At 36.3% G+C, this 1,033-nt stretch carries 2 protein-coding genes; both read left to right on the forward strand.

The annotated features are described in order from the left end of the window. Positions 1 to 143: 143 nt before the first annotated feature. Entirely contained in the window at positions 144 to 569 is a 426-nt protein-coding gene (locus HT730_RS10075; protein WP_173307513.1) for a MarR family winged helix-turn-helix transcriptional regulator, read from the forward strand. A 10-nt stretch (positions 570 to 579) separates the two neighbouring features. Continuing rightward, positions 580 to 942, forward strand: a complete 363-nt coding sequence (locus HT730_RS10080; RefSeq protein ID WP_173307514.1) for a DUF1304 domain-containing protein — start codon at positions 580 to 582, stop codon at positions 940 to 942. Positions 943 to 1,033: the final 91 nt, after the last annotated feature.

The following is a 1,033-nucleotide window of genomic DNA, read 5'->3' on the forward strand; positions in this document are numbered from 1 at the left end:
TTTGATTTTTATTGAGTATCAATATGGATGGAAAATGGAAGTTACCATTTTGTAATGATTGAAGCAACATTCTTGCAATCTATTTTACTTTGTATTATACTTGATTAATCAACTATTGATGAATCAATAGAAAAGAGAAAGAAATGATAGAGATTCAAGATTTACTGTATCAACTCCGCTTGTCTGAGCAAGCGAGTACGCAATTATTTGAAAAAAGACTTGGGATTAGTTTGACACGGTATCAGATTTTACTGTTTTTACTGGAGCATTCCCCTTGTAACCAAATGGCAGTTCAGGAGCGTTTGAAGATTGATCAGGCTGCCTTGACACGACATTTCAAGATTTTGGAAACGGAAGGTTTAGTGGAGCGTCATCGCAATCCTGAAAATCAGCGAGAAGTGTTGGTAGAGGCTACGAAGTATGCCAAGGAGCAGTTAGTGGTGAATCCCCCTTTGAAACATATCAAGGTTAAGGAAGAGATGGAAAGTATCTTAACAGAGTCTGAGAGAACAGAGCTCAACCGTTTATTAAATAAATTGGTTTTGGGTATTGAGAATATAGAAATTTAAGGAGAAATAGATGTCAATTATGACAATCATTTTAGCAACAATCGTTGCTTTGGAGCATTTTTACATTTTTTATTTGGAAAGTATTGCAACGCAATCAGATGCGACTAGTCGTGTCTTTAACATGGACAAGGAAGAACTGGCTCGTCCGTCTGTAAGTTCATTGTTTAAAAATCAAGGTATTTATAATGCTTTGCTAGTAGTCTTTCTCTTGTATGGAATTTATTTCTCACAGAATTTAGAAATTGTGACTATTTTTGTCTTATTTGTGATTGGGGCTGCGGCTTATGGCTCTCTTACAGCAGATAAGAAAATTATTTTGAAGCAAGGTGGACCAGCTATTTTGGCCTTGATGAGTATTTTACTCTTTAAATAAACTCATACTCTTCGAAAATCAAATTCAAACCATGTCAGCGTCGCCTTGCCGTACTCAAGTACAGCCTGTGGCTAGCTTCCTAGTTTGCTCT

Origin of the sequence: Streptococcus sp. k-628 (assembly GCF_013277475.1) — a bacterium.
Lineage (GTDB): Bacteria > Bacillota > Bacilli > Lactobacillales > Streptococcaceae > Streptococcus.

Coding starts and splice junctions, on each gene's coding strand:
- HT730_RS10075 (WP_173307513.1), top strand. CDS start 144: ATGATAGAGATTCAAGATTTACTGTATCAACTCCGCTTGTCTGAGCAA.
- HT730_RS10080 (WP_173307514.1), top strand. CDS start 580: ATGTCAATTATGACAATCATTTTAGCAACAATCGTTGCTTTGGAGCAT.